Source organism: Mucilaginibacter mali, from assembly GCF_013283875.1.
Taxonomy (GTDB): Bacteria; Bacteroidota; Bacteroidia; order Sphingobacteriales; family Sphingobacteriaceae; genus Mucilaginibacter; species Mucilaginibacter mali.
In genome coordinates this window covers 5,706,061-5,728,656 of record NZ_CP054139.1, presented here as the reverse complement: position 1 = coordinate 5,728,656, position 22,596 = coordinate 5,706,061, and the positions used below count along the sequence as shown (strand labels likewise).

Sequence of the window (22,596 nt, the reverse complement as noted above, 5' to 3'; positions counted from 1 at the left end):
TTTAGTACCAATTTGCATTTCCGGGGTGTTTCGGTACCAAAGTACGAATGCCCTTACGCCGTGATCCGTAATCTTTTGGCCTTCTCGATCGCCTGCGCCCGGCTTTTTACATCCATCTTAACAAACAGGTTTGATGCATGGGTTTTAACCGTACTTAACGAGAGGAACAGGTGCTCGCCAATTTGGGCATTGCTATAACCTTTGCTTAGCAGTTGCAGCACTTCATACTCGCGATTACTGAGATTTAGTTTTTTTAATTCGGCTTCGTTTATTTCAGTTTCGCCAGGTCGCGACAGGTATACCTCACGTTCAACTACCACCGTTTCAACCTTTGGCCTGGCCAGTTGACCGGCTACCCATACGCCCAGCACGGTAAAAGCAAGAGCAATCAACCCGATATAAATTTCGATAGCATTTTGCAGCAGCAGGAATTTCCATTCCAGCCATTTAAGCGCGAACACTAAAACGGCCATGAGCAAGGCGTAGAAGGTGATATGCCTTGTTTTAATGTATATGCTTTTTATAAACGTCATTAGCTTGTTCAAATATACAGGGATGCCGGGGCAAAAAAAAGACCGGAAACACTCTCGCAGTATTACCGGCCCTACATCTACCTATGAAAAACAGCCCTTTTGGAAGGGCATTTAGCTATATCCAATTGTAGTGCCAATTATAAAAACAACCCTGAATGCTATTAAAACAGGCTTTCATGTTTTCCTGCCATATTCCCATAATGGAAAAACTTCCACAACCTGTGGAAGTTTTAACACATTGATAACAGAACAATTAAATTTAGTTAAAAAGCAGAGTTTTTAATTAAAAGAATATCCCGGGAAATTAAGCAGATATTTTAAACCAACCTGTAAATATGTTGTTAAACTGGTATGATGGACCACAATGTATACCTGTTACTTACCGACCCCCGGAACCCCTGCCGGGATGTGATACATTCGCGGGATACCGGATTGAAAATGAATGTCTTCTGTATCGACGAAGAACCTTTTACGCCCGATACCGACGAGATACAGCTATACGCCTACGCCAACGGCAAGCTATACGCTTTCGAGACCATTAACGTTACCCCCGACGACGCCCTTGATGTAATTGACGCCATACAATGGTATGCCAGTTATATCGATTATCCCGAAATGGAGATCCTGCCCGAAAACCCGCGCGCGGGCCGCAACGTGGCGGCCAATAAGCAGAAATAAGATACTATTATCTTTAAGTCCCCCTCTTCTTCGGAGAGAGGCTAAGGAAAGGCCTTTTTGTTAAAATTTTGTTAAAAATAGTTTTGGCGTTAAACATTGCTTACTATTGAGTGTCATAACCAGGCAAACCTTAAATACCCCGCTGTGAACCCTGATTTAACGCTATTGGCTACCCATACCGGCATCATCCGTGGTGATGACCGGCCCGATCTGCTGCGCGAAGAAACGCTGGCCTCTCTTTTCAGGCAAAGCGCTGCAGAACACGCGGGCAACACCGCCCTTATTTTTAACGATCAAAGCATAACCTACGCCCAACTTAATCGCTGGAGCGATGCTGTAGCCCTGCAACTTGCACAAATCGGGATAGTACCAGGAAACACGGTTGGCGTTTGGCATAAGCGCGGTATCGAGTTGCATGTGGCTATTTTAGGTATCATAAAAGCCGGAGCTGCCTACGTACCCATCGACCGTGAACAACCGGCCGAGCGTGCCGAACTGGTAATGACCGAGGTTGGCGCATCGGCTTGCTTTACCGAAGACCTGCTGAACTTAAGCTGCCCGCTATTCACCGTGCCGCCTATGCCTGCGGATGACGAAGAGGTCGAATTAACTACCGGTCCGCAGCCGGATGACGGGGCTTATGTGCTGTATACCTCTGGTAGTACGGGCAAGCCCAAGGGGATCCCCATCAGCCACCGTAATATTTGCCATTTAATACGTGCCGAACAGAGCGTCTTCAATATAACAGATTCCGACCGGGTTTACCAGGGTTTCTCGGTTTCGTTTGATATGTGGTGCGAGGAAACCTGGGTAAGCTATCTTGCAGGCGCTACCATTTGGGTAGCCGACAATACCACATCCAAGGCTATCGACGAACTGGCCGCTACGCTAAAAGAGCAGCGCATCAGCATATTACACGCCGTGCCCAGCCTGCTGGCGGTGATGGATGATGATATACCGACCCTAAGATTAATAAACGCCGGTGGCGAAGCCTGCACCAAACAGGTACTTAACCGCTGGGGCGCAAACCCCAACCGGGCATTTTATAACAGCTATGGCCCTACCGAAACTACAGTAACGGCCACCATTGCCCGTTTACAGGCAGGTGATGAGATCACCATCGGCGATCCGTTGCCTAATTATAACCTGGCTGTGGTTGATGAGCAACTGAACCTGGTACCACAAGGCGAGCAGGGCGAACTCATCATCAGCGGACCGGGACTGGCCATTGGTTATGTGAACCTGCCACTGCTAACCGCCGAAAAATTTGTAGATAAACCCGCAGGCCTGGCAAATATGCCCGGCGACCGCATTTATCGTACCGGCGATGCGGCCAGCATTAAACCCGATGGCAGCATCGACCTGCATGGCCGCTTTGACGACCAGATAAAACTGCGTGGCTACCGCATTGAGCTGGGTGAGATAGAAGTACGCCTGAACGCCTTCGACGGCGTGGCATCAGCCGTGGTGGCGGTTAAAAAGGATGCCGCCGATCAAGAGCATCTGGTAGGTTATGTAGTGCTGAAGGATATGCTGAATATCGAAGAAAGCCTTTTCCGCGCCGAACTGGGAAAAGTGCTGCCATCGTACATGGTGCCTGCCGTTATTGTTACCCTGCCCGAAATGCCCCGGATGCCCAGCGGCAAGATCAACCGCAAGGCCCTGCCCGTACCGCCGCAATTGCTGGTTAGTTACGATAACCCTTTGGCCGATGCCATCGACATGAACGCCCCGGTTTCCGACCGATTTTATGCGGTACTTAACAAGATATTTCCCGGCAAAACCATATCGCCCGAACAGGATTTCTTTAACGACCTGGGCGGCCACTCGCTGCTTGCCGCCGCCTTTGTTTCGCGCCTGCGCAGGGACGCCGGTATGCCCCAGGCATCACTAAAGGATGTATATATGCACCGCCCCTTAAGCGCACTGGCCGCCAGTTGGGAGAGCAAGGTTATCGAAGAAAAAGCCCCAAGGGAATATAATAAAGTAAAAACCTGGCGCTATTACACCTGCTGGGTTGCGCAAACGCTATCGCTGCCTATCATATACGGTTTGTTTGCCATACAGGTGTTTATCCCCTACCTGGGTTATTATTATATAGAGCAGGATCTGGAAAGCAAGGTATACGCCATTGCCACCGCGTTGGGCTTGTTCTGCCTGTTGCCACCGTTTTTTACACTCATCGCTATTATATCAAAATGGATACTGATAGGCCGCATGAAGGAGGGCGATTATCCGCTTTGGGGCAGCTATTACTTTAGGTGGTGGTTTGTGCGCACGCTGCAAAACCTGTTGCCTGTGCAGTTTTTAACCGGCACCCCGCTTTACCCAACTTATTTGCGATTAATGGGCGCCAAAGTTGCCCCCGATGCACAGCTAAGCGCCATGACCATTGGCGCCGAAGACCTGATCAGCATCGGCAGCGATGTCAGTATCAGTTCGGGCGCGGTGCTGAACAATGCCTTTGTTGAAGATGGCTGGCTGAAGCTGCGCCGTATTAGCCTGGGCGATCACGCATACATTGGCAGCAGCGCCCTGATAGCCGGCGACGCGCGAATGGAGGACTGGTCGGAATTGCAGGACTTGAGTTACCTGCAAACCGGTAAAATCATCAAACCCGGCGAAGTTTGGCAGGGTAGCCCGGCGGTTTTAAAGGAAACCAAAAATATTGCCGATCTGCCGCAGCCCTTGCCGGTTAGCAAAGCTACCCGCGTTAAATATAAGCTGCTTTATACACTTACCATATTTGTGTTCCCGTTCATTATCCTGGTGCCGTTGCTGCCTACCATTGTTACCGTTAACAATCTGGATAATGCCGCACCCGATTATAATTTCAATTATATGATCCACGTGCCGGGGCTGGCAGCTATTTATATCGCCTTGTTCGCGCTGGAGACCATTGTGCTAACCCGCCTGCTGCAACACAACATCAAGCCCGGCAAATATCCGGTTTACAGCCTGATGTATGTGCGCAAATGGTTTGCCGATCAGCTGATGTCGCTAAGTTTGGTGGTGATGCACCCTATTTACGCTACGGTTTATATCGGTTCGTTCTTCAGGGCATTAGGCGCTAAAGTGGGCAAAAACACCGAGGTATCCACCGCAAGTAGCGTTACCCACCCCCTGTTGGAGATTGGCGATAACGCCTTTGTGGCCGATGCGGTTACCCTTGGCGAGGCCGACGTACGTGCACAGCAACTTATACTGGCTAAAACAACCATCAATAATAACAGCTTTGTAGGCAACAGCGCCCTTATCCCACAAGGATATACCTTGCCGCCAAATATGCTGATCGGGGTACTTTCCACCCCGCCAACGCCCGAACAAATGGCCGGTAACGATGCCCGCGACTGGTTTGGTTCACCTGCCATCGCCATCCCGCGCCGGCAGGAGAGTAATGCGTTCGATGCGTCGCTGGTGTCCAAACCATCACTTAAACGCAAAGTGGCCCGTGGCTCGGTGGAGCTGGTACGTATCATTCTGCCCGAAACTGCTATCATCTGCTTTAGTATCCTGTTCATTGCCTATGGGCACGACATTATCGTTGATAAATCTTTCTGGGAGGGATTTTTTTGGTTCCCGATCTACTATTTGGGGATAATGGGGATCCCTGCCTTTTTGCTCACCGTAGCTTTGAAGTGGGTCTTCATTGGCAAATACAAAGCCGAGCAAAAACCCATGTGGACCTGGAAGGTTTGGCGCAGTGAGGCCATTACCACCACATACGAGGCATTAGCCGTTCCCTTTTTACTGGAATACCTGCAAGGCACTCCATGGCTCCCCATCGCCCTGCGCTTGATGGGCATGAAAACCGGCAAGCGCGTTTGGCTAAACACCACCGATTTTACCGAGCACGACATGATAGAGATTGGCGACGACACCGCCCTTAACGAGGATTGCGGCCCGCAAACGCACCTTTTTGAAGACCGGGTGATGAAGATAGGCCATGTAAAAATTGGCGAGCGGGTAAATGTAGGCGCACGTACCATTATCCTTTACGATAGCGAGGTAGGTAACGATAACAATATCGAGCCACTATCGCTGGTGATGAAGGGCGAACGTCTGGCACCGGGTACAAGCTGGGCGGGTAGCCCGGTTAATGCGGTGTAGTAAAAAATACGTCATGCTGAGTAATATAATCCCGGCGGCCTCTAATGGTTTTTATGACTTGCCGATGAAAGCCCCCTCTAAATCTCCCCCAAAGGGGGAGACTTTGGAACCCTCTCCTCTGGAAAGGGCAGGGTGAGGCTTCAGCGGAAAAACAAACATGTCATCGTGAGCGATAGCGAACGATCCCCGGGATGCAGGTTTGCTCTGCCTAATTGGGATCGTTCGCTATCGCTCACGATGACGGAATGAGATAATTTGCGCTAAAACACTATCATTATTATATTTGCATAACGCAACCTGCCAATGTATTACAATTCATTTCAATATTCGTTACGGATATGGTTTACTACAGCCATTGTAGTGCCGCATGTATACATTATGTATTTTTTCGCTTCGCGGGGTATAGGGGCTTACCTGCCCATGGGCGCTTACCTGGTGCTGATATTGGAGAGCCTGCTGATTACCCTGCCCGGCTGGTTTGTGTTTTGGCTGATGCTCGACAAACTTTGCAAAACGGAGCTACCCATGTCTACCAAAAAGTTGATATCCTGGGGGATGCTGCAAACCTTAATGCTGGTGCTGTTCGCCGTTATTATCCACGGTTTGGGCGACAGGGCCACTACCTGGTCATCGTGCTTTGATTTTATACTGATAGGCAGCGTAGCCATCCCGGCATGCGTGTTTCTTTTTAAATTGCATCCCATTAAAGACGCTACCCACCGGTTCGATCTGTAGAGACACGATACCTCGTGCCTCCCACTTTGTATCCCACCTGTTTTTATATATCGATGAAAGACACGAAGTATCGTGTCTCTACTGCTTTTCCTATCACGTTTGTTACCTCAAAATCAGGATGCAACAGGATGGACAATCAGCCTGAAAGGCGGTAATTTACTTTACCAATTATCCTGTAAAATGAAAAAACTGATACTGCTGGCCTTATTTAGCGCGCAATGCGTGTTTGCCTTCGCCAAGGTTTATTATGTGGCCACCGATGGTAAGGACGATAATCCCGGCACCATCACTAAGCCGCTGGCTACTATACAAAAGGCACAATCGCTGGTAGCCCCCGGCGATACGGTTTATATACGCGGCGGGGTTTATCACATGACCGAAGACCAGATCAGCCAGAAACTGCGGGGTTATGCCTGTGTTAGCTTTCTTGATAAAAGCGGCGAACCCGGCAAACGCATCAACTACTGGGCGTATACAAAAGATAAAGAAAAACCGGTGTTTGAATACTCGGCCGTAAAGCCGGCTAATTTCCGTGTGGCCGCTTTTTATGTGACCGGATCGTGGATACACCTGAAAGGCTTCGAGGTAACCGGCGTACAGGTAACCATTAAAACGCATACCCAGTCAGAATGCTTTGAGAACCACGGCAGCAACAATATTTACGAGCAACTGAGCATGCACGATGGTATGGCCATTGGCTTTTACCTGCTGCATGGATCGGACAACCTGATTCTGAACTGCGATGCTTACCGCAACTACGATAATTTTTCGGAGAACGGCCGCGGTGGCAATACCGATGGTTTTGGTAACCATCCGCAGCCCGGCAGTAAAGGTAATATCTTTAGGGGCTGCCGCGCCTGGTTTAACAGCGACGATGGTTACGACTGCATCAACGCTTACGAGGCGACAGTTTTTGATCATTGCTGGGCCATGTACAACGGCATGGACAGCAACTTTAAAAGCGCTGGTGACGGTAACGGCTTTAAGGCCGGTGGTTATGCCCGTCGCCCGGCCAGCGAATTGCCTAACCCCATTCCGCAAAATACCATACAGTTTTGTTTGTCGGTTGGCAATAAGGCCAATGGCTTTTATTCAAATCACCACATCGTGGGCAGCTTTTGGTATAACAACAGCGCCTATAAGAACACCGTTAACTTCAACATGCTAAACCGCCTGAAGGATGAAGTGAACGCCGATGTGCCCGGTTATGGTCATAAAATGCGCAATAACCTGGGTTTTGCAGGCAGGAAGGAAACCGATATGCTGGATGTCAGTAAGTGCGACCTGAGCCACAATTACTTTGATATGAACCTGACCGCCACTGCGGATGACTTTGTAAGCCTGGACGAAAAACTATTGACCGCCCCCCGCAAAGCCGACGGCAGCCTGCCCGATAACGGCTTTATGAAACTAAAACCCGGCAGCCAGTTTGTAGATAAAGGTGTTGATATTGGCTTCCCCTTTAAAGGTAAAGCGCCGGATTTAGGTGCTTTCGAATCGGGTAAATAAAGCTTTTAAAAAATAATTAGCTTGAAATAAGCCACTTGCTAATTATTTTAAAATATTTTTTGAAGAATAGATCGTTACTTCTATATTTGCAGTCCCAAAACAAAGGGAAGTTTATCTGATAAAGATAAGCAAAGCAAAGGGAGTTTAGCTCAGCTGGTTCAGAGCATCTGCCTTACAAGCAGAGGGTCACTGGTTCGAACCCAGTAACTCCCACAAAACCTCACAGAAATGTGAGGTTTTTTTGTTTTATATTTAAATTTCAACCACAGAGGGCACAAAGAAAAATCACAGAGAACACAGCGCTTTTTATACTTTAATACTTGTCTCTGTGTTCTTTGTGCAAACCTCTGTGCCCTCTGTGGTTAAATATTGATTGATGATCATATGAAATTCCCCGACCATTTTAAAGTGGCCACCATTGGCAAAACCAAGGGCCTTAAGGGCGAGATGCAGTTATACGTTGATTTTGCGGGTTTGGAGGATATCAAATTCAACGCCCTGTTTATTGATATTGCCGGTAAGCTGGTGCCCTATTTTGTGGCATCGTATAAACCATCCATCAAAAACACGGCTTACCTCTACCTGGAAGATGTGGATACCATTGAAAAGGCCGCCGCGCTTTTAAAAAAGGAAGTTTACCTGCCCAATAAATTAAAACCGGTAAAGAATGAAGAAGATTTCACCCTGTTCGATCTGGAGGGCTTCCTGGCTGTTGATATTGACGAGGGCGAACTGGGCATCATCACCGCCGTGCACGAATACCCGCAACAGATCATTGCCGCCTGCGATTATGATGGCACCGAGATCCTGTTCCCGCTAAATGAAAGCACCATTAAAGGCATCGACGTAGCACGAAACGAAGTTACAGTTGACCTGCCCGAAGGCTTGCTGGATATTTACTTAGAATAATGTGCAAATGTGTGTATATGCAGATGTGCAAATGATTTTGATGCGCAAATGAAAAGCGGACGGCATCTGCATATTTGCACATCCGCACACTTGCACATTCGTTAATGCCTGTCGCTTAACCCAAAGCTTTTAAAATCCATGGTGCGGGTGTTGCTGCTGTTAAACAGGAAGGTGAACGCCGTTTGGATGGTCTCGAAATCGGTATCGGTACCTTTAGATGCTTCGGTACGCACGCTGCGGAACAGGTAAACGCCCTCGCGGGTAACAGTGGTCGAGAATTCGCCCTTATCGTTAGTGGTAACCCTATCCGGGTAGATATTGCCCGATGGCACCTTTAAAAATATATCTACCGGCGCGCCTTTCAACGGTTTGCCTTTGTAATAAAGTGTACCGGTAAAATCATCGCCGTAGTTAAGCTTGTAGGGGTTTTGCTTAAATACAATTTCAAAATCCTGTCCCAGCTGTTTATCAAATTCGCCGCTGCCTGGCTTATCTATCATCACTGCCAGCTTTACATACGATGTCTTTTTTTCGCGAAAGCGCGATTGGTTACTGTTATTTACCGTCTCAGCCAGTTTGGTGAGGCCCTCGTTATTAAGGTATTGGCCGTAAACCTCGCGGTCGATAGCGGTAACCGGGATATCGTAGGTCATTTCCACTACAGAGATCCCCGGGTTGTTCATCACACTACTCATCACCGGCGATGCGCTGTCTTTCGCCGCAGTCATCAGATTTATCTTTTTGCCGCCATCGTACAGCATAAATTTCTTCACTTTGGCCGCGTCGTACTTGTACTCGTCAATATCTTTAAACTGGTCGCCATACATAAGATATACGTCCAGTTTTTCGCCTTTGTGCAAAAAATAAGTACGGGTAGATAAGTAACTATCCTGGGCGTTAACCCGTAAAACGGCTAACAATAAAATGGCAAGGGGTAGCAGGTTCCTATATTTCATAAAATTATCGTAAATGTAACGATACGGATGCTCAAACATACAAAGTTTTAAAAATTGATTAGATTAGCCTAATGATTTTTGACAGAAAAAATCTCGATTCAAACACCCTTTTGTCTTTTTATAAGGCGCTTTTGTGGCCCCGCACTATCGAAGAAAAAATGCTGATCCTGCTGCGCCAGGGCCGTATTGGCAAGTGGTTTTCGGGGATAGGCCAGGAGGCTATTGCCGTGGGCGCTACGCTGGCCATGCAAAAAGATGAGTATATTTTACCCATGCACCGCAACCTTGGCGTGTTCACCTCGCGGGGCATCCCGCTGTCGCGCTTAATGGCACAGTGGCAGGGCAAACCCGGCGGCTTTACCAATGGGCGCGACCGCTCCTTTCACTTCGGTTCGCAGCAGCATAAGATCATCGGGATGATATCCCACTTAGGCCCGCAACTGTCGCTGGCCGATGGTATTGCTTTGGCCGATCTGCTGGCCAACCGAAAAAAGGTAACGCTGGTGTTTACCGGCGAAGGCGCCACCAGCGAAGGTGATTTTCACGAAGCCGTAAACATTGCCGCCGTGTGGAACCTGCCGGTCATTTTTTTGATAGAAAATAATGGTTACGCGTTGTCGACACCCATCAGCGAGCAGTTTAAATGCAGCAGCCTGGCCGGTAAGGCCGCCGGCTACGGCATTGAGGGCCGCACGGTTGACGGCAACAACATACTGGAAGTTTACCATGCGGTAAACGAACTGGCCACCTCCATGCGCGAAACACCGCGGCCGGTTTTGTTAGAATGCATCACTTTCCGTATGCGCGGGCACGAGGAGGCATCGGGCACCAAATATGTATCGCCACAGTTGATTGAAGAATGGGCCGCCAAAGACCCGGTGAAAAGCTTTGAACAATACCTGGTGAACGAATACATTTTGCGCGAGGAATGGATCCCGTACCTGAAGAATGAGTTCGCGCCGCTGATTGATAAGGAAATTGAATCGGCCTTCCGTGAGCGGGAAATACATGCCAATGCCGCGCGCGAAGTGGCCGACATGTTTATGCCACACATACAGCCACGCATAAAAAAGCCCACCAACTTTACCAGCAAGCGTTTTATTGATGCCATTAGCGATGCGCTGCGCCAAAGCATGAACAAGTACAACAACCTTGTATTGCTTGGCCAGGACATTGCCGAATACGGCGGCGCCTTTAAAATTACCGACGGCATGGTGCAAAAGTTTGGCAAGGAGCGTGTGCGCAACACGCCACTTTGCGAATCGGGCATTGTAGGTACGGCAATGGGGCTGGCACTGAACGGCTATAAGGCCGTAATGGAAATGCAGTTTGCCGATTTTGTAACCGAGGGTTTTAACCAGATAGTCAACAACCTGGCTAAAACGCATTACCGTTGGGGGCAAAATGTCGACGTGGTGATCCGTATGCCTACGGGCGCGGGTACCGGCGCGGGGCCGTTCCACTCGCAAAGTAACGAGGCCTGGTTTACCAAAACCCCTGGACTAAAGATAGTATACCCCGCCTTCCCTGCCGATGCCAAGGGCTTGCTGATGGCGGCCATTGAAGACCCGAACCCGGTAATGTACTTTGAGCATAAATATCTGTACCGCAGCCTGAGCGGCGATGTGCCCGACGATGACCACCTGATTGAGATAGGCAAGGCTAACATTGTGCGACAAGGCACACAAGCCAGCATCATTACCTACGGACTGGCCGTGCACTGGGCTTTGGAATGGGCCGAAAAGCATAAACAGTATTCGGTAGAGATCGTCGACCTGCGCAGTTTGCAGCCATGGGATAAACAGGCGGTGGAAGACAGCGTGCGCAAAACCGGCCGCGTACTGGTACTGCACGAGGATACGCTAACCAGCGGATTCGGCGGTGAGATTGCCGCGCACATTGCCGAGCATTGCTTTTATCACCTCGACGCCCCGGTGATGCGCTGCGCCAGCCTGGATACCGCCATCCCGATGAATATTGTTTTGGAGAACGATTTTTTGGCTAAGGCAAGATTGGATGAAACGATGCAGCGTTTGCTGAGTTGCTGACCAGCCTTTTGTCATTGCGAGGAGCAGCGAGAGCATGTGAGGTAGGGCGACGCGGCAATCTCGTCGAGCTGCCTTATCCACTACGAGATTGCCGCGTCGCGCTTTCGCTCATTCCCCGCACAGGCTCCTCGCAATAACAGACATAGCATTACTTGTACATAAACACAGTAAAATCCTCAGCCGCGTACGAATCATCCAACGTAACCCGACGGCTCAAAGTGCGGCAATAAGCAAGAATATCCTCCGGCGCATAAGCTGTTAAAAATCCCGGAGCCGAAACAGTGCTGAGCAGGTTAAAGGCCAGGCCTTCGCTGCAGTAATTGTAAAGCTTGCTGATGGCTTTATAGATAAAGGCGGGGTCGCTGCTGCTGTAGTTGAGCGATCCGCTGGCAAAAACATAATCACATACAGGCAATTCCCGGCTTAAAAAGCTTCCGGATATAAAACGCGCATTGGGCAAATGGCCGTAACGGCTGATAGCGATATCCACTAATTCGGGGATTTGTTCAACACCGTAATAATGGGTAATGGCAAAGCGATCGCGCAGGTAGCTGAACAGGTCGGCATAGCCGCAGCCTGCATCCAGTATGGTCTTGCCATTAAGCGGGGCGATCTTGGCTAATGCAACAAACCTTATCTGCTGATCATGATCGCTGCGCCAGCCCAACGCATAACTACTATCTGCACCATGTAAAGCCGCCATATCCCGGTGATAACGAAATATCGCGCCAGAGTCGTCGAGTGTACTCATTTGGCTAAAACAATAAAAAGGCCACGCATGCTTATTCTATTTTAATATACCTGTATCTTTTTCGCCCATCCTGTACCTCTATTAATTTAACCGAATCTAACTGTATCGTTCGGGTTAGCGAAGGAAAGAAATGCGACCGCTGGCCCGAGACCCATGTTTTGCCGAAGATGAGCCTGTCGAAATAAAAAGTGGTCCGTCTGCCGCTTATTTCTTTAAAGCGTATCTCTATCGATGGGCTGTTACCCAGTAAATACCACGTGCCTTTATCATCAACACATTTAATGCTATCTATAGGGTAGGTCTCATAAGCTTCGATAGCGCCATATGGGTCTTTTGTATGTACCCTGCGGTTCTGATCTAAGCCGGCAAATTGTTGTTTAAAACTATCAACAGGTATAAAATATGTTTTGCACGAACTAAGGGCGAGACCAAGCGCCACAAGTGTGATAAAAATGACAGGTTTGGCTTTCATCTGTGAAATATCTGTAAAAATATCAAATACCCCCCGAAAGCTTCATATTTAAAACAAAAAGATGTAGTTGCCCCCAGATCGTCGGGTGTGGTCATTAGGCTAAAATAATAAAAGGTGGGCTTGTGTAACACAACTTGTCATTGAGGAGCCCAGGGAGGGAATGTGAGGTGGGGCAATGTGGCAACCTCTTCGCATTGCCCTGCTCACTATGAGATTGCCACGTTGCGCTTTCGCTCGCTCCCCCGCACATGCTGCTCGCAGCAATGACAGCCTTATTAATCTATATCCCAAACCTATCGCGCAGCATATCCCCGTTGGATCTGCTGGATGTTACTTTGGCATCGGTATGGTTAAGGTAAAACACCAGGGCACCGTTAAAGCCCTTGCGTATCTCTTTAATTTGATCGGTATTGATAATGGTACCGCGATGGATGCGCAGGAATTGCCCGGGCAGCTTATCTTCCAGCGAACTGATGGTAAAATCGGTTAAGTGCTTTTTGCCATCGGCCGTATGCAGGAAAACGTATTTGTCCTCGGCACCGATAAACAGGATATCATCGAGCTTGATGAGCAGGATGCGGTCGCCGATCTTAACGGTGAGGGTTTTGATATCCTTTTTCACCAGTAGCTGCTTCATCAATGCCTCCAGTGGCAACGGGGCCGATTGTTGGGTTTGATGCAGCTTCTTAATGGTTTTTTCCAGGCGTTCGGCTTCCACGGGTTTCAACAGGTAATCGATGGAATCCTCCTCAAAAGCTTTAATAGCATACTGATCGTAAGCGGTGGTGAAAACAACTTTTGGCTGCTTATCCAGTTTGGCCAGCATTTCGAAACCGTTTAATACCGGCATCTCAATATCAAGAAAGATCAGGTCGGGTTGCAGGGCCTGTATTTGCTCCAGGCCATCGGCGCCGTTTGCGGCTTCGCCGATGATGTCCAGTTCGTCGTAAGGCTTTAGCAATCGCTTCAGGCGCTGGCGGGCCAGTTGCTCGTCGTCTATGATCAGGGTTTTCCAAACTTTGCTCATCGTGCTGCCGGTATGTTTATTTTTATATTTTTTTGCGGATGGTTGCTGATCTGGATCCGATAGGCATCGCCATACAACAGCGCCAGTTTATCGTAGGTACTTTGCAGGCCATAGCCCATGTTAATATCATCGGGGAATGGCTGTCCGTTATCGCTGATGGTAATAGCGATCTCGCCATCCTCAAGCGCGATCGCGACTTGCAGTATGCCATCGTTAGCGCGGTTATTCAGGCCGTGCTTTAGCGCGTTCTCCACCAGCGGTTGTATCAAAAAGCGGGGGATATATATGCCTTTTACTTCGGGCGCTATTTGGATGATGAAGTTGATGCGGTCGCCAAAGCGTACCTTTTCAATATCAAGATAGGTGTTTACGATCTCTATTTCATCGGCAACGCTGGCCATATTTTCCTGTTGCGAATTGATGCTGTAACGAAAAAGCCTGGATAGCTTCAGCGTCATGTCCTCGGCCTTATCGGCATCCTCGTGTATCAGGCTGGCAATGGAGTTTAGTGAATTGTATAAAAAGTGCGGGTTAATTTTTGATTGCAGCGTTTGCAGTTCGGCCTGGGTTTTCAGGTGCATCATTTTGGCCATGTCCATCTCCTTTTCTTTCAGGCGGGTTTCCATCCGGCCTTTTTGGGCATAATAAAAATAAATAAGCGTACCCACCACCAAAACAATCACCCCGCTAAAGCGGTACTCCTGGTAATGTTGTAAAAAACGGAAGGGTTCCTGAAAGATGAGAGATACCAATCCGTACGATATCTCTATCCCTATTAACATACCAACCGCATTGCAGCTATAGTAAACCAGTATCAGCTGCCACGATGGCACTTTTTCTTTCAGCAGCAGCATCTCGAATATAAAAAGGCTGTTAGCAATGCTGAGGGTAATTACCACAGCAAACATGCAGTTAATAAGTATCGCCTGGATATTTAGGAACTGCCCTATAAAAGCCGATTTAAAAACAACAATCACCAGGCCCACCACTACCCCTATAACAGCGTGGCGAATATTGCTTTTTAAATAACTGCGGTTCTTCTCCCTGAATACGGTTTCCTTCATGCTTCAAAACTGAATAAAGCAATGTGAATATCCGTATAAAAAAAGATGAATGGTATAATAGGGCGGATATTTGGTTGATTTAGTGTATTGGCGCCTGTAACCCAAACTGCACAATAAACTCGGTACCTTCGTCGGGTTGGCTTTCAATGTGGATGGTGCCACCCAATGCCTCTACCTGCGTTTTCACCATAAAAAGGCCCATGCCTTTGCCTTCGGTGCTGGTATCAAAGCGTTTGTAAAGGCCAAACAGGTTGGCGGTGTTTTTAGCCAGGTCTATCCCCTTGCCGTTATCTTTAAAACGCAGTTCTAACCTGTCATTCAATAAATAGCGATGGCTTTTAATGCTGATACGCGCGGGGATGCCCGGCTTTCGGAATTTGATACTGTTGGATAACAGGTTATAAAAAATGCTATACAGGTAGCTGCGGATGGTATACATGCTCTCTATTTCAGCAAAATCGCAATCTATCAGCACGTTCTCTTTTATAGCGGAGTTCAGGATGGTGGTCTCTATACTCTCCACCACATCTTTAAACAGCACCATTTCTTTTTTCTCGTTCATTGGTTCGCGCACCTGCAAAATATGGTTCAGATCGCGGATGATGGTATCCAGGTTCCTCACGGCTGATGCCACCATTTCAAACACCATATCCTTTTCGGCCGCCGATGTGGTGCGGGCATTCAGCAACTCGGCCAGGCCCAAAATATTTGCCACCGGCGAGCGCAGGTTGTGCGATATGATATAGGTAAACTGCTCCAGGTCCTTATTATGCTGTATCAGGTCGGTAGTGATGCGTTCGCGCTCAAGGGCGGCTGTTTTGGCTTCGGTGATATCTTTATTAGCTAATATAAAGCCCCAGTTTTCCTGGTCATCGTTCTTTACCGTCAGCCAGCGCACATGGTGCCATTTAGCCGCGCCGTTACTAATAAAGCTTAGTTCGTACTCGGCGCTGCCTTCGTTTTTTACCTTATCCAGTATTTCCTGTATAAAAGGCCAGCGCTTTTCGGTAAAGTAATCCTTAACCGACCGGTTTACCTCAAGTTTTTTATTGTTTTGGGCGATGGAATACTGCTGTGCCAGGTTATTGAACGAAACGATCTTCAAATCGGAATTGAACAATACGTACGATGAATCGGTATTGTTAAAAAGCGTACGCAAATTGGCTTCCGATATTTTCAACGCCTCCTCATCCTTTTTGCGCTTGCTGATATCGGTGATCATGGCTAACGATCCCTTGTATCTCCCCGTGTCATCAAATATAGGGTTGGCCGATATGTTGGTCCACAGGTTTTCGCCGCTTTTGGTTTTATAACGGATATCGATATTCTCTTTTACGCCCATTCGCCGGTTGTCCATACGGGTTGCGGCCGATATTCTTTCCTCGTCATCAAAAAAATCAAACAGGCTGCGCCCCAGCATTTCTTCGGGAGTGTAACCCAGTAATTCGCAGATCTTTTTATTTACAAAGTTTGTTTTGTTATGCTCGTCTATGGTCCATATCCCCTCCTGCGATGTTTCAACAATACGACGGTAACGGGCTTCGTTCTCCCGCAGTTTCTCCTCGGCTATTTTACTCTCGGTAATATCGCGCACCATGCCGTCAACCTGTATCACCTCACCATTATCATTTAAAACAGGGATCACCTTTTTCTCTACCCAGCGGATGGCGCCATCTTTACGGATAATGCGGTAGCGGCTTTTTATCTGTTCGCCACGCAAAAGTTGTTCGTGGCTGTGTACAGCCAGGTGCCTGTCTTCGGGATGGGCCAGGTTAAACCATAGTTCAAGGTCGCCCAGCAGCTCGTCTGGCTCGTAACCAAACAGGGCTTTACAGGCGTTAGAGATCTTTGTTAAGCGAAAAGTTATGCGGTCAGCCGAAAAGAACACATCATCCGTCGCGTTAAAAAAATTCATTAACTCCTGCTGCGTGTATTCCATGGCTGCTTTGTGATCAGGGATGGTGTCGGCTAATATTTTTTATTCTTTTTTACGTATGCACAATGAATAGGTTCAGAGAATAATTGGCTTATGCTAATGTAACCTTTAAAACACAAAAACCAACCTATAGTTCTATAAAAAATTAACGGATACTTAAACCCGGGCTGCAAACGGCAGTCAAAAGCACACACTGGCAATGTTTTAACCTTAAAACAAAACCCCGAATTATTTTTTTAATCAATAAGTAGCGAATGGCCTGTTCGCTGCGTATAGCCAATTGAGATTTAATTTTACCAGTATGAAAAAAATTCAGCAAATTTTTGGAAAGGCAGGCATGATCGGGATGATTTGTTTGCTGACAGCAGCCTTATTCAGCTCATGTTTAAAGCACAACAATAGTGATGATGTGGTTACCCCGGCCGGTTTGATTACGGTCATCAACACCTCGCCCGATGCACCCGCGCAGGATTTTTACCTGAACAACAACAAGGTAAATCTTAACCCAATTGCTTACGGCCATGGCCTCGATTATTCTGGCGCCTACACCGGCAAGCGCACCCTTAATTTTTACACCGCGGGTACCCAAACGCTAACCAAGTCAGACACCCTTACTGTTGTAGCCAACAAGTATTACTCGGTTTACCTGGCCAATGTGGTTGCCCATCCTGATATTGTTATCATTAAGGATGCCATCAGCCAGCCCGAATTAGGTAAGGCCACCATTCGCCTGGTTAACCTAAGTCCGGATGTTGGCGCGGTTGACTTGGTTAGCAACAACACAGTGTTGGCTTCAGGCATGAATTACAAGGATGCTTCGGCCTTTGTAAGCATCAGCGGCAATGGCAACTACGATTTTGAGATACGCCAGGCAGGCACCACCACTGTATTGGCCACCTTAACTAAAGCAGGCATTTACGCCAACTCGGTTTATACCGTTTGGCTGCAGGGTTTAAAAAACGCTACCGATCAAACTAAACTGGCGGCGGGTTTACAGCAAAACGTTTACTACTATTAACTGCTCTTGTTTGTTTTTTCAGATCCCGGCTATTACTCCAGCCGGGATTTTTTTTGGTGATACCTGGCAAAGTTTAGCTAAAATTGTTAGCGATTTGCTATCTTTGACTTATCCCTTATGAACAGTCCAAAACCCGTATCGCCAGCCCTTGTTGTTATAGCCTACGCCCTTGTGTATGTGGTTTGGGGCTCTACTTATTTTTTTATACAGATGGCCATCCACGGTTTTCCGCCTATGCTGATGGGCGCTACCCGTTTTTTAATTGCGGGTGTGCTGATGCTAAGCTGGTGTAAAATTAAGGGCGATAATATTTGGCAAAAAAAAGATATTGTTCCGGCCGGTATCAGTGGCTTGCTAATGCTATTTGGTAGTATTGGGATAGTAATATGGGCCGAGCAAACTGTGCCAAGCGCCATGGTGGCCATTATAGCGGCCACCGGGCCTATTTGGATAGTGATAATTGATAAAGCTCACTGGCATATAAACCTAAAAAGTAAAACAACTATAGCCGGGCTTATTTTAGGGTTTGGAGGTGTGTTCCTGTTATTTGGCGAAGCTGTAAATAGATCAATAAACGGCTTATTGGACAAAGGCCAAATAACCGGGTTAATTTTGGTATTATTTGCACCTATAGTATGGTCGGCAGGCGGGTTGTATTCAAAATATAAGGGAAGCAATATCCCCGCCCGGTTAAATACCGGCTGGCAAATGCTTATAGGGGGCATATTTTATATACCACTTGCAGTTATGCATGGCGAATTGAATGCTTTTCACATTAGCAGTATTCCGTTAAAGGCATGGCTGGCTGTGGCTTATTTAGTGATATTTGGTTCAATTGTAGCATTTAGCGCGTATGTTTGGCTTTTATCTGTAAAACCGGCCGCGCAGGTAAGCACCCATGCCTATGTAAACCCTGTAATAGCCGTAATATTGGGCGTATTGTTCGCGCACGAAAGTATCTCGCTGCTGCAACTGGGCGGCTTGTTGGTTATCCTGTTCAGTGTGTTGCTGGTTAACTTCAGCAAATATTCGTTCCGTAAAAAAACTGCCGAACAATTCCACCCGGATGCTGCATAACAGCCGGAAAAGCATACCTTAGTGTTTAATTAGTTCATCCCCCGCTGAACAATTTTACCCCTTTCAGCGTTAAAAGCTTTCCCGGCCTTATTATGCGCTACAGTTTTTACATATTCTTTTTCCTTTTTACCACTGCTGCCATGGCACAGCAAACGGTAACCCAATTACATGCCCGCTTAGCATCGGGCGCGGATAGCGATAAGATACAAACCTGCCTGGCCATCAGTAAAATTTATGCTGAAGCCCAACCCGATTCGGCCGTTGATTATTGCAACCGGGCCATGCGGCTTGCGCAAAAGCAAAACAACCGCCGCGATGAAGCCCTGATACTGCTTGAACTGGGCCGCATTAACGAACTGCACCACCACGCCGACCTGGCCCGCCGCTTCACCAACGAGGCGCTTTCAATATTCCGTACGCTGCACCAACCCGATGGTATTGCCATGGCTTACGATCAGTTGGGCTTGCTGGATGGCCTGCAAAAAGATATCACATCGGCCACTACGGATATGGCCAAGGCCATGAAGTTTTACGAGGATTCGCACGATACATCGGGGATACTGGAAACTTATCACGGCATGGGCGCCGTTTACGAGCAAAAAGGCGAAATAGAAAAAGCGCTCACCTATTACCTGCGCGCCCTGGTGCAGTACGAGCACCGCGCCATTAAACCCGAAGCTTATTTTGTGCTGCTGGAACGCATTGGCCATTTATATGTGCAGAAAGGCGACAGCAAAACTGCGCTGCGTTACCTGGAGGAAGGTGTGCGCAACAGCAATATACAAAAAGACCGCGACACCGAAATTACCCTGCTTGATGAAGAGGGCAAAGTTTTTGAAAAAGAGGGCGAAAGGGTGCGCGCGCTATCTGCCTATAAACAAGCGCTGCAGGAAGCCAAAAAATATAACCGCCCACAGGAAGAAGCGCAGGCCCTGATCAACATTGCCGGCATACTGAAAAAGCAAAACGCCCAACAAAGCCTGGCCGATTTAAAGCAAGCCCTAAAAATTGCCAGCGACCTGCACCAACCCAAACTGGAGGCCAATATTTACCAGGCACTGGCATCGGTTTACCAACAGCAAAAAGATTATAAAGAGGCGATGGAGGCGCTGGAAGAGCATCACCGCCTGCTGGACAGCCTGCTGGGGGCCGATACCACCAAGGATATTGCCGAGTTAGACAGCAGCTACGCCCTCGAGAGTCAACGCGAAAAGGTGGGGCAACTACAACAGGTAAATAAAAAGGAAAGCAATGAAATTAGCCTGGGCATTGTGATACTGGCCGCCGCGCTGGTGATCCTGGTATTACTGTATTTCTACGCGCGCAAGGTAAACCGCCTTAACCGCGAGTTGCAGGCATCAAACAAAATAAAGGACACGCTATTTTCAGTCATCGGGCACGATTTGAAAGGGCCGGCCGGAAGCGCCGCTCAATTGTTCGGCATGATGGAGGATGGCGATTTTAGCGAGGAGGAACTGCGGGTGATGTTATCCGAATTGCGGGCGCAAACCACCGCGTCGTTCGATTTGCTGAACTCGCTGTTTGAATGGGGGCGATCGCAATTGCAAGGGGTACGCGTACAGCCCGAAGTGCTGAACAGCAAATCCATCATCAACAAAAACATTACCCTGTTATCGCAACAGGCGGGTTTAAAAAACATCAACATAACTGATGATACGCCTGCCGACACTAAAGTATTTGCCGACCCTAACCATTTTGATTTCATTATCCGCAACCTGTTATCAAACGCCATTAAATTTACTTACATCGGCGGGCATATCTTTATCAGCTCGACCGAAAACGATAAGGAAATGATATTTGGCGTGCGCGATACCGGCATAGGCATTAGCGAGTTGCAACAAAAGGCATTTTTAAAAAGTAACCTGAGCGTAAGCTTCGGCACCGGCGGCGAAAAAGGCAGCGGCCTGGGGCTGCTGCTGATCAAAGAGTTTATGATTGCCAACCACGGCCGCATCTGGCTGCAAAGCAAGGAGGGCGAGGGTACTACGTTTTATTTTTCGTTTCCGAAGAAGTAGTGCCGATATTTTAAAACAGTTTGTCATTGCGAGCGATAGCGCGGACAACCGACCAACGGGAGCTCATTAATGCCTTAAAAAAACAATTAAAATATTAATAATCTCGTCGTTCGCAGTTCAAGCTACGAGATTGCCGCGTCGCGCCACTACACAATTCCTCCCTCCGCCTCTCGCAATGACAACTTGGTGGTAATACTCAAAACTTCTTCAACACATCGGGCGTAGCAGCAGGCATTTTTATCTTGTAACGATACGATCCGCCAAACTCATCCTCTTCCTTTAAAAACTCGTGGCCTTTTTTACTGATCCAGAATGTTTCGGAATAGGTGCTGCCGTTGGGCGATTTACCCTCTTCATATAGCTTCCAGCAATCAACCTTAGTGTTATCCAGCAGGGTGATCACCTCGCTGCCGGTTACTTTGTACAGTACATATTTGGGCGGCGACAAGCCGGCATCGTAAAAGTTAATGGCAAAGGTTTTACCCTCGCGCAACGGTAGCATCTCGAAGGTTTCTATATCCAGGTTCCAGTTAAAATTAGGCTGATCAAAGTTAAGCGCGAATGCTTTGGCCAGGTTGTTGGCAACGGTATCGGCGCTGGTTATTTTATTAGCTGCCCAGTTATAAGCCTTAGTCTTGCCGCCAATGGTTTCGGCATGATAAAGCGGCGCGAAATTAGTAGCGCTGTTTACCGAATACACGGTGCGATAACTTAGCGTATCACTGCCATACCAATGCTGGCTGATATTGAACACCTGGTGCCCGTCGCGCGTGCCAGTTTTGATATCGCGCAGCCAAAGCCAAAAGCGTAATACCTTTTTCTGTGCCGGTTGCTGAAAGTACACCATATATTGCTTCAAGCCTGGTTTCAGGTATGAGGTGTTTAACCCGTGGTTTTTGAAATCGATGGTATCGATCTTTTGTGCCTGGGCGGTTGAAAGGCCCGCCGATAACAGGATGCCGGTGGCAATGGCGTAAAAGTAATTGCGCATAAAACTTTGTGTTGGTTAGGATGTTGAGACCAATAGGTATCGCACTTTGTTACAGCGCGATAAGTCGATATCCAACAAAAAGTGATTTTGACTTATAAAATCAAACTTATTGGTGGACAAATCCATTCAAAATTATATTTTTGCAAAAAAAAGATTATTCTAAATCATCATTTATATGAAAGGCTCTATTTCAACTACATTCTTCGGCTACTTTAACTACCTGCTGGCTATCCTCATGATGGTATCGCCATGGTTATTCGGCTTTGTACATGTTGGCGGCGCTGCCTTGTTCTTTCCGTTCATGTTCGGCTGGCACCAGTTGCTGATGGCTATCTTCAGCAAAGCTAAAGGCGGTATGGTAGGTATCTTCCCAATCCAGATGCACTGCTTTTTGGATACCGTTACCGGTTTTGTACTGATGATCACTCCATGGATGTACGGCTTTGCAGGTAAAGGCGTTTGGGCACCACACGTGATCTTCGGCCTGATCATCCTTATTTTAGGCACCAATACTAAGAACTCGCCGATCATTAACGAGCCACACCAAATGGAAGAAGAGCACGGCATGCAATCTATCGATTCGCACGAAAGCCGCTTAATGCACTAATAAATTTAAAGGCACAAGCCTGAAAAAAGATATACCAAAAAGGCCACGTTACGCGTGGCCTTTTTATTTGATATGGTATAGAAAACAAGCCTTAAGTATCCCAACATAAAAAAGGCCACGGTAACCCGTGGCCCCAAAC

Annotated in this window: 18 protein-coding genes and 1 tRNA gene; 11 read left to right on the top strand and 8 right to left on the bottom strand. The window is 47.8% G+C overall.

The window, feature by feature from the left end:
• Window positions 1–53: 53 nt before the first annotated feature.
• Window positions 54–533 carry a helix-turn-helix transcriptional regulator gene (locus HQ865_RS24360; protein WP_173417406.1) on the bottom strand — a complete coding sequence of 160 codons (480 nt, stop codon included), beginning with the start codon at window positions 531–533 and terminating at the stop codon, window positions 54–56.
• A gap of 351 nt (window positions 534–884) precedes the next feature.
• Between HQ865_RS24360 and HQ865_RS24355 the strand changes: the two genes are divergently transcribed.
• The 6 genes from HQ865_RS24355 to rimM all read left to right on the top strand — a co-directional run bounded on the left by HQ865_RS24355 (window position 885) and on the right by rimM (window position 8,474).
• Window positions 885–1,211, top strand: coding sequence for a hypothetical protein (locus HQ865_RS24355; RefSeq protein ID WP_173417405.1), 327 nt, complete (start codon window positions 885–887; stop codon window positions 1,209–1,211).
• 144 nt (window positions 1,212–1,355) lie between these two features.
• Entirely contained in the window at window positions 1,356–5,321 is a 3,966-nt protein-coding gene (locus HQ865_RS24350; RefSeq protein ID WP_237073577.1) for a Pls/PosA family non-ribosomal peptide synthetase, read from the top strand.
• Window positions 5,322–5,624: 303 nt separating this feature from the next.
• Window positions 5,625–6,056 (top strand): hypothetical protein, encoded by a 432-nt coding sequence (locus HQ865_RS24345; protein ID WP_173417404.1) that lies wholly within the window; start codon window positions 5,625–5,627, stop codon window positions 6,054–6,056.
• A gap of 180 nt (window positions 6,057–6,236) precedes the next feature.
• Complete coding sequence (locus tag HQ865_RS24340; protein ID WP_173417403.1) at window positions 6,237–7,565, top strand: right-handed parallel beta-helix repeat-containing protein; 1,329 nt, start codon at window positions 6,237–6,239, stop codon at window positions 7,563–7,565.
• Between the two features lie 138 nt (window positions 7,566–7,703).
• A tRNA-Val gene (locus HQ865_RS24335) sits at window positions 7,704–7,778 on the top strand.
• A gap of 171 nt (window positions 7,779–7,949) precedes the next feature.
• Window positions 7,950–8,474, top strand: a complete 525-nt coding sequence (gene rimM / locus HQ865_RS24330) for a ribosome maturation factor RimM (RefSeq protein WP_173417402.1) — start codon at window positions 7,950–7,952, stop codon at window positions 8,472–8,474.
• 101 nt (window positions 8,475–8,575) lie between these two features.
• Here rimM and HQ865_RS24325 read toward each other — a convergent pair whose 3' ends face one another.
• Complete coding sequence (locus tag HQ865_RS24325; RefSeq protein ID WP_173417401.1) at window positions 8,576–9,430, bottom strand: DUF4198 domain-containing protein; 855 nt, start codon at window positions 9,428–9,430, stop codon at window positions 8,576–8,578.
• A 71-nt stretch (window positions 9,431–9,501) separates the two neighbouring features.
• On the opposite strand from HQ865_RS24325, the gene HQ865_RS24320 reads away from it, so the two are divergent.
• Window positions 9,502–11,478, top strand: coding sequence for an alpha-ketoacid dehydrogenase subunit alpha/beta (locus tag HQ865_RS24320; RefSeq protein WP_173417400.1), 1,977 nt, complete (start codon window positions 9,502–9,504; stop codon window positions 11,476–11,478).
• 148 nt (window positions 11,479–11,626) lie between these two features.
• Here HQ865_RS24320 and HQ865_RS24315 read toward each other — a convergent pair whose 3' ends face one another.
• The 5 genes from HQ865_RS24315 to HQ865_RS24295 all read right to left on the bottom strand — a co-directional run bounded on the left by HQ865_RS24315 (window position 11,627) and on the right by HQ865_RS24295 (window position 16,731).
• Entirely contained in the window at window positions 11,627–12,229 is a 603-nt protein-coding gene (locus HQ865_RS24315; protein ID WP_173417399.1) for a class I SAM-dependent methyltransferase, read from the bottom strand.
• A 31-nt stretch (window positions 12,230–12,260) separates the two neighbouring features.
• On the bottom strand, window positions 12,261–12,701 hold the full coding sequence (locus HQ865_RS24310) for a hypothetical protein (protein ID WP_173417398.1): 441 nt from the start codon (window positions 12,699–12,701) through the stop codon (window positions 12,261–12,263).
• Between the two features lie 280 nt (window positions 12,702–12,981).
• Window positions 12,982–13,728 (bottom strand): LytR/AlgR family response regulator transcription factor, encoded by a 747-nt coding sequence (locus HQ865_RS24305; RefSeq protein WP_173417397.1) that lies wholly within the window; start codon window positions 13,726–13,728, stop codon window positions 12,982–12,984.
• Window positions 13,725–14,792 carry a sensor histidine kinase gene (locus tag HQ865_RS24300; protein ID WP_173417396.1) on the bottom strand — a complete coding sequence of 356 codons (1,068 nt, stop codon included), beginning with the start codon at window positions 14,790–14,792 and terminating at the stop codon, window positions 13,725–13,727. Before HQ865_RS24300 ends, HQ865_RS24305 begins: the two co-directional genes overlap by 4 nt.
• 79 nt (window positions 14,793–14,871) lie before the next feature.
• Entirely contained in the window at window positions 14,872–16,731 is a 1,860-nt protein-coding gene (locus tag HQ865_RS24295) for a PAS domain-containing protein (RefSeq protein ID WP_173417395.1), read from the bottom strand.
• Window positions 16,732–17,029: 298 nt separating this feature from the next.
• On the opposite strand from HQ865_RS24295, the gene HQ865_RS24290 reads away from it, so the two are divergent.
• The 3 genes from HQ865_RS24290 (at window position 17,030) to HQ865_RS24280 (ending at window position 20,859) form a co-directional block, all read left to right on the top strand.
• Entirely contained in the window at window positions 17,030–17,746 is a 717-nt protein-coding gene (locus HQ865_RS24290; RefSeq protein ID WP_173417394.1) for a DUF4397 domain-containing protein, read from the top strand.
• A 117-nt stretch (window positions 17,747–17,863) separates the two neighbouring features.
• A complete protein-coding gene (locus tag HQ865_RS24285) occupies window positions 17,864–18,823 on the top strand; it encodes an EamA family transporter (RefSeq protein ID WP_173417393.1) in 960 nt (319 codons plus the stop codon).
• Window positions 18,824–18,963: 140 nt separating this feature from the next.
• Window positions 18,964–20,859, top strand: a complete 1,896-nt coding sequence (locus HQ865_RS24280; RefSeq protein ID WP_173417392.1) for a tetratricopeptide repeat protein — start codon at window positions 18,964–18,966, stop codon at window positions 20,857–20,859.
• 196 nt (window positions 20,860–21,055) lie between these two features.
• Here the strand turns inward: HQ865_RS24280 and HQ865_RS24275 are convergent, their stop codons facing one another.
• On the bottom strand, window positions 21,056–21,850 hold the full coding sequence (locus HQ865_RS24275) for a DUF3108 domain-containing protein (protein WP_173417391.1): 795 nt from the start codon (window positions 21,848–21,850) through the stop codon (window positions 21,056–21,058).
• A 175-nt stretch (window positions 21,851–22,025) separates the two neighbouring features.
• Here HQ865_RS24275 and HQ865_RS24270 point away from each other — a divergent pair, with 175 nt between their 5' ends.
• Window positions 22,026–22,457, top strand: coding sequence for an SPW repeat domain-containing protein (locus HQ865_RS24270; RefSeq protein ID WP_173417390.1), 432 nt, complete (start codon window positions 22,026–22,028; stop codon window positions 22,455–22,457).
• The last annotated feature ends 139 nt before the right edge of the window (window positions 22,458–22,596 follow it).